This is a genomic window from Streptosporangium sp. NPDC051023 (genome assembly GCF_040689595.1).
Taxonomy (GTDB): domain Bacteria; phylum Actinomycetota; class Actinomycetes; order Streptosporangiales; family Streptosporangiaceae; genus Streptosporangium.
On record NZ_JBFBCE010000176.1, the window covers coordinates 1 to 6,068 of the forward strand.

Here is a 6,068-nt window from a genome sequence, read left to right on the forward strand (position 1 = left end):
GCCGCGCACGGCTACTCGGTGAACATGAACCCGGGCATCAAGTGGATGACCGCCGACATGATGGACGACATCCTCGGCAAGGCGCGCTCGGAGTACCAGTGGCCGGTCCGCTCCGCGGTCGAGGCGGGGGTCGCGGTCTGCTCGAGCTCGGACGCGCCGATCACCGAGCCCAACTGGCGTCAGGCCGTCGCCTCGATGATGCTGCGCGAGTCCAAGGCGACGGGCAAGGTCAGCGGTCCCGAACAGTGCGTCGACCTTGAGGCCGCCCTGCGCGCCTACACGATCAACCCCGCCCGCCAGGACTTCGCCGAGTCCTGGAAGGGCAGCGTCGAGGTCGGCAAGATCGCGGACCTGTGCGTCCTGGGCGGTGACCTGCGGGCGGCCGACCCGCACGACTTCGCGGCCATCCAGGTCGACCTCACCATCCTCGACGGGGAGATCGTCTTCGACCGCGCTGTTTGATTATTGCGACACCGAAGGTACTGAGAAACCTTCGTAGCGTTCCCGCTCTGATACGGGTTTGGAGCAAACCGGTTGTAGAGGACGCGGAATCGTCTCGTACGTGCCAGAACTGCGAACGCCTCGCCGGTCACCGACCGGCGGGGCGTCGTGTTGCCTGGAAGGTGTCATCCTATGTGTGGATCTTGATGGTGGAGTCCCCAGTCGATCCGCCGTCGCAGAGCAGGGTGGATCGCGTAGCCGTCGAGTTCTCCCGGGTCTACCCATCGCACTTCGCGGGATTCGCGAGGATCCGGCTGGATCTTGCCGCCCGTCACGTGCCCTCGTAGGCAAACGTTGATCGGCTGTCGCACCTCGTCGACCTTGTCTCCGTGTATGTAAACGATCACATGTCCAGGGTCGGAGAAGATCCCCACAAGACCTGTGATTTCAATCTCAAGGCCGGTTTCCTCGCGGCACTCACGGATGCCGCACTCGGCGACAGTCTCGCCTGTCTTGATGCCGCCCGTGGGGATGGTCCACAGGTCGTTGTCGGTACGGCGAAGCAGGAGCAGTGCACCGGCGTCGTCGCGGACGAACACGCTCGCCGAGGCTTTGCGGCTGGTGGGTTTTGGCGCTTCGGGATCCTGCCAGTAGTCGACCCTACGGGACTTTTTGCTCACGGAGACTCCCTCTCAAGGGGTTTGGCTGATGCCCATACCCGTTCGTAGGACTCCACATAGGTGTTGAAGTATGCGCCGTTCATGCGTCGGATGTGGATTGTGGGAGTGAATGCGGCAAGGATGCCGTACACGTGCACGTTGATCAGCATTTCATCGTCAAAGCGGTAGATGCTGTTGTACAGCGGGGTGTCATGGAGGCGGATTTCTACTGCTGGCGGCATCTGTTGCGAGTAGTAGGCCAAGACCGCGGCTACTCGACCGGCGACACCTCCGCTGATGCGATGTTCGGCGTCCCTGAAGGCGAGCTGGTGACCTTGAGGGTCGCCAATGAGGAGCCGCACCCGGGCACCGGCATTGGCTTTGGCGATGAGGGTCGGTATCCAGTCGGGATGTTCCTCGGTGAGGAACAGGCCAGCGAAGGCGAGTAGGTCGATGCTGCGCTCGGACGCGCGTAGGAGTTCGGTCCACAGGTGTCGGGGAACATCGGTACGACGCGGGTAGGTCGCCACGAGTTCCGCGCCGGTCAGAGAGGCTCCATTGACCGCTTCCGGCCACAAGTAGCTCTCGTCTTCTTGAAGGATGGCCGCAACGCGATATCGAGTGCGCGGATAGGGGACCGAGTCACCACCGATCCAGCGCTCGACACTCTTGACGGATACCCCGGCAGCTTCGGCGAGCCGGGCAATGTCGAGACCGGCCCTGTGGATCGCGCGGCGAAGGCGCTCATTCACCATTCCGTCATACTGCCAGCTTCAGACATTTATCGCCGTAACTTCGTCGGCTAGTTGTCGGTAGATGTCTCGCAGTGTCGATGTGCTGTCCGTACATGGAAAGAGACCCTGGGTGCGCGGCTGACCATGCCGCCATTTCATAAGGCGGACCCGCCCGGCGGTTGCGACGCCGGAACGGGTCCTTGATCGCAATGGAGGTGCGATCGTGCATGATGGTAGGGCCATTGTGCCCTCGCCGACCATCCCGGGTTGGCGGCTGATCCTCAGCGACAGAAGCCGGTTCTGGGCCTTCCGCGAGACCCCTTTTCCCATCGTGGCGCGGCGGGCCGGTGCCGAACCGGACCTGGACGCCGACACCTTCGACGAGATCCGAGCCCTTGTCGAGCACCACGAGGAGATCGCCCGCCAGGCCACCGCGCGGGTGACCTCGTGATCGGGCGGCGGTCCCGTCGCTGCGGACGGCACCGTTACGGACAGCCGCTCACGAAGGTGTACCGGCGCCTGTGGGATGGCCCTGCTTGTTCCGAAGCGGAACTGCTGGACCGTACCTGTCAGAGCTGGAGCGTGCTCTACAGCTTGGGGCAGCGCCGGTTCTACGCCCTCGCGGCCTGGCCGACGCCCGAACCGCTGATCATCTCCGACGACACCGCCGAGGGCCTGGCGGAGCGGATGCGCGAGGCGGAGACGGCCTTCATCCGGCACGCCCTCCCTGTGACCCAGGACAGGCGAGGCGGCGCACGTTCCCAGGCGTCCGCTGCCGCGCCACAGCACCCCTACCCCCACCGGAGGGCCGCATGACGACGTCGGACCACAAGGAACAGCTCGCCGAACTACGGCAGACGCATCCCGGCTGGTTCGTCTCCTACGACTCCGGCATCCGGGTCTGGAGCGCCTTCCGTCGTCGCGTTCCTGACAAACGCGAGCGAGAGGCGGGCATCGACTTCCTGATCAAGGAGCCCTCCGCCGAGCGCTTGGACGAGGCGCTGGTCCGGCAGGCGGAGATCCTGGCCGCTCTGCCCGATCCGCCCGCCCGGCCCGCCGTACCCCGCATCTTCCCGCGGTTCTGAAGCCGGTACGGCGGGCGAGGAGTTCCCCGCTCGCCGTACCACCTTGCGTGCGGCCCGGGAAGGAGGGTCTCGGGTCGCACACCCCTCGCGGTTCCCGGGACACCGGGGAAGGGGAACCGCTCCGCGCCGGTCAACACCCTCGGGGACCGGCGCCCCCGGTGCCCGGCCAGACAGCCCCCGCCTGGCCGGGCACCTTGCCCGAACACCGCCTCGCCCCCGAGTCCCACCTGGAGATCCTCCGTGACCGCCATCATGGTCATCAGCTCTGACGGCACCTTCGCCATCGCCGACACCGCCGAGCGGCTCCTGACCCCGCGCGAGGTCGCGAGGCTGTTCGGCGTCGATCCCAAGACCGTCAACCGGTGGGCGGACGCGGGCAGGCTGACGTTCCTCCGGACCCCGGGCGGGCAGCGCCGCTACCGGGAAGGCGAGGTTCACGCCCTGCGGAGCAGCGGTTAGTTCCTGACCGGCTCGACCCCGGGGCGCCGAAGGTGGCGCGACAGGTAGGAGCCGGTGACGGAACGGTTGTCCGTGGCCATGTCCGCCGGGGTGCCCTCGAAGACGACGGTGCCTCCCTCGTGGCCCGCGCCGGGGCCCATGTCGACGACCCAGTCGGCGCGGGAGACGACGTCGAGGTTGTGCTCGATCACGATCACGGTGCTTCCGCCGTCCACGAGGCGGTCGAGCAGGCCGATGAGGTTGTCGACGTCGTTCATGTGCAGGCCGGTCGTCGGCTCGTCCAGGACATAGATCCGTGAGGCGGCGTTCGAGAGATTCCCCAGCTCGCCGGCGAGCTTGAGGCGCTGCCGCTCGCCGCCGGACAGGGTGCTCAGCGGCTGGCCGAGGGTGATGTAGCCCAGGCCGACGTCGTCGAGGGTTCGCAGGGCCGGGCGGATCGTCCGCTCGGTGAAGAACTCGGCGGCCTCGACCACGGAGAAGCCGAAGACCTCGCTGATGTTCCTGCCCCTGAGGGTGTGGCCGAGGACCTCCTCGGTGAAGCGCCGTCCGGCGCAGGACTCGCAGACGGTGGCCACCGTGTCCAGGTGCGCGAGGTCGGTGTAGATCATCCCCAGTCCCTTGCAGTCGGGACACGCGCCCTTGGAGTTGGCGCTGAACAGGGCGGCGCTCACCTTGTTCGCCGAGGCGAACGCCTTGCGGATCGGGTCGAGGACGCCGGTGTAGGTGGCGGTGTTCGAGCGTTTCGAGCCCCGTCCCAGGCTCTGGTCGATGACGACGGCCTCCGGGTACCTCGCCGCCACGCAGCCCAGGACGAGCGAGCTCTTGCCGGACCCCGCGACACCGGTGACCACGGTCAGGACCCCTCGCGGGATCGTCACGCTCACGTCCTTCAGGTTGTGCAGGCTCGCGTTCTCGATGACCAGTTCCCCGGTGGGTCTCCTGGGCTCGTTCTTGACCGCCTGGTGGCGGCTCATGTGGTCGCCGGTCAGGGTGCCCGAGGTCAGCAGCCCGGCGAGGTCGCCCTGGTAGACGATCTCCCCGCCGTCGCGGCCCGCGTACGGCCCCATGTCGACCACGTGGTCGGCGATCGCGATGACCTCCGGCTTGTGCTCCACGACCAGGACCGTGTTGCCCTTGTCGCGCAGCCGTACGAGCAGTTCGTTGAGCCGGTGCACGTCGTGGGGGTGCAGGCCGACGCTGGGCTCGTCGAAGACGTAGGTCATGTCGGTCAGGCTGGATCCGAGATGGCGGACCATCTTCACGCGCTGCGACTCACCGCCCGACAGGGTCGCGCTCTCCCGGCTCAGGCTCAGGTAGCCCAGGCCGATGTGGGTGAGGCTGTCCAGCCTGGCGGCCAGGGCGGAGACCAGCGGCGCCATGGTCGGCTCCCGGACGCCCCTGACGAACTCCGCCAGGTCGCTCACCTCCATCGCCGCACAGTCGGCGATGTTCCTGCCGTCGATCAGGCAGTCGAGCGCCGCCTTGTTCAACCGGGCGCCGCCGCAGGTCCGGCAGGTGGTCCGGGTGACGATCCGGTCGAGGGCCGCCCGCAGACTGGCGGGCGCCTGCTCGGACTCCTTGGCCAGGTACAGGCGCCTGAACTTGGGGATCAGGCCCTCGTAGGTGGATTTGATCGTGCCGCCCAGACTGCTGAGTTTGATCTTCTCGTCGGGGGCGTTGAGCAGCTTGTCCCACTCCTCGTCGGTGTAGTCGCGCAGTTTCCTGTCGTTGTCGAAGAATCCCGAGTGGGCGAAGATGTTCCAGAACCAGGAGTCGACGGCGAAGGCCGGAAACAGGATGGCGCCCTCGTTGAGCGATCTGTCCCGGTCGACCAGTGCCTCGACACTGATCGTGGAGACCTGGCCCAGCCCCTCGCAGTCGGCGCACATGCCCTGGGGGTCGTTGAAGGACAGGGCGCTCGGGTGGCCCACGTGCGGCCTGCCCAGGCGGGAGTAGAGGGTGCGGAGCATCGTGGAGGTGTCGGTGACCGTGCCGACGGTCGAGCGGGAGTTCCCGCCGAGACGCCGCTGGTCGACGATGATCGCGGCGGAGAGGTTGGCCAGCGAGTCGGCCTCGGGCTGGCCGTACTTGGGCAGCAGCGACTGGATGAAGGCGGTGAACGTCTCGTTGATCAGCCGCTGCGACTCGGCGGCGATCGTGCCGAAGACCAGCGAGGACTTTCCCGACCCCGAGACACCGGTGAAAACGGTGATCTTTCGTTTGGGGATGTCGAGGGAGACGTTCTTGAGATTGTTCTCTCGCGCGCCTCGGATTTCGATGGATCCGTAAATGGGAGTGCTCTCCTCGATGCTCAGTGGTTCACGATGTTCTACGAGGCGTTCTTCGAGGTGTTCCTCACGGCGTGACGCCCTCGGGGCCGTGCCGAGGGGCCGCGTCGTGGGGGCGTCGGGGCCGTGGGGCGCCGGGCGGGAAGCCCGTCATTTCCGTAGGTCTCGGTATTTCCGCACGGAAAAAGGCAGGAAGACCGCGGTGAGCAGCAACGGCCACGCGACCGCCATCGGCGTCGCGTGCTGGGCGATCCACGACCCGCCGCCGAAACCGGGGGTGCCGAAGAGCTCGCGGACCGCCGTCGCGGTGACCGACAGCGGGTTCCACTCGGCGATGGCGCCGAGCCACGCGGGCATCGTGCCGGGGTCGACGAAGACGCTGGACAGGAACCCGGCGGGCCA

9 protein-coding genes are annotated in these 6,068 nt (G+C 67.0%); 5 read left to right on the forward strand and 4 right to left on the reverse strand.

Features of this window, described 5'->3' with window-relative positions:
* The coding region (locus AB0395_RS47405) for an amidohydrolase family protein (protein WP_366294740.1) at positions 1 to 462 on the forward strand (462 nt) is incomplete at its 5' end.
* Positions 463 to 626: 164 nt separating this feature from the next.
* Here AB0395_RS47405 and AB0395_RS47410 read toward each other — a convergent pair.
* Both AB0395_RS47410 and AB0395_RS47415 read right to left on the reverse strand, forming a co-directional pair.
* Positions 627 to 1,121, reverse strand: coding sequence for an NUDIX domain-containing protein (locus AB0395_RS47410; RefSeq protein ID WP_366294743.1), 495 nt, complete (start codon positions 1,119 to 1,121; stop codon positions 627 to 629).
* The gene (locus AB0395_RS47415; RefSeq protein ID WP_366294745.1) at positions 1,118 to 1,855 is read right to left on the reverse strand and encodes an XRE family transcriptional regulator; all 738 of its coding nucleotides are present in this window, start codon (positions 1,853 to 1,855) and stop codon (positions 1,118 to 1,120) included. The genes AB0395_RS47410 and AB0395_RS47415 overlap by 4 nt, the downstream gene beginning before the upstream one ends.
* Positions 1,856 to 2,057: 202 nt before the next feature.
* Between AB0395_RS47415 and AB0395_RS47420 the strand changes: the two genes are divergently transcribed.
* The 4 genes from AB0395_RS47420 to AB0395_RS47435 all read left to right on the forward strand — a co-directional run bounded on the left by AB0395_RS47420 (position 2,058) and on the right by AB0395_RS47435 (position 3,378).
* Positions 2,058 to 2,285 carry a hypothetical protein gene (locus AB0395_RS47420; RefSeq protein WP_366294747.1) on the forward strand — a complete coding sequence of 76 codons (228 nt, stop codon included), beginning with the start codon at positions 2,058 to 2,060 and terminating at the stop codon, positions 2,283 to 2,285.
* Between the two features lie 131 nt (positions 2,286 to 2,416).
* Positions 2,417 to 2,650 carry a hypothetical protein gene (locus AB0395_RS47425; RefSeq protein ID WP_366294750.1) on the forward strand — a complete coding sequence of 78 codons (234 nt, stop codon included), beginning with the start codon at positions 2,417 to 2,419 and terminating at the stop codon, positions 2,648 to 2,650.
* The gene (locus tag AB0395_RS47430) at positions 2,647 to 2,919 is read left to right on the forward strand and encodes a hypothetical protein (protein ID WP_366294752.1); all 273 of its coding nucleotides are present in this window, start codon (positions 2,647 to 2,649) and stop codon (positions 2,917 to 2,919) included. The genes AB0395_RS47425 and AB0395_RS47430 overlap by 4 nt, the downstream gene beginning before the upstream one ends.
* A 252-nt stretch (positions 2,920 to 3,171) precedes the next feature.
* Positions 3,172 to 3,378 carry a BldC family transcriptional regulator gene (locus AB0395_RS47435; protein ID WP_366294757.1) on the forward strand — a complete coding sequence of 69 codons (207 nt, stop codon included), beginning with the start codon at positions 3,172 to 3,174 and terminating at the stop codon, positions 3,376 to 3,378.
* Here the strand turns inward: AB0395_RS47435 and AB0395_RS47440 are convergent.
* Together AB0395_RS47440 and AB0395_RS47445 are read right to left on the reverse strand one after the other, a co-directional pair.
* Entirely contained in the window at positions 3,375 to 5,693 is a 2,319-nt protein-coding gene (locus AB0395_RS47440) for an excinuclease ABC subunit UvrA (RefSeq protein WP_366294758.1), read from the reverse strand. The two genes, AB0395_RS47435 and AB0395_RS47440, sit on opposite strands and share 4 nt — an antisense overlap.
* A 123-nt stretch (positions 5,694 to 5,816) precedes the next feature.
* Positions 5,817 to 6,068 (reverse strand): ABC transporter permease (locus tag AB0395_RS47445; RefSeq protein ID WP_366294754.1); only part of this gene is annotated, 252 nt, incomplete at its 5' end.

Coding starts and splice junctions, on each gene's coding strand:
- AB0395_RS47415 (WP_366294745.1), bottom strand. CDS start 1,855: ATGGTGAATGAGCGCCTTCGCCGCGCGATCCACAGGGCCGGTCTCGAC.
- AB0395_RS47430 (WP_366294752.1), top strand. CDS start 2,647: ATGACGACGTCGGACCACAAGGAACAGCTCGCCGAACTACGGCAGACG.
- AB0395_RS47435 (WP_366294757.1), top strand. CDS start 3,172: ATGGTCATCAGCTCTGACGGCACCTTCGCCATCGCCGACACCGCCGAG.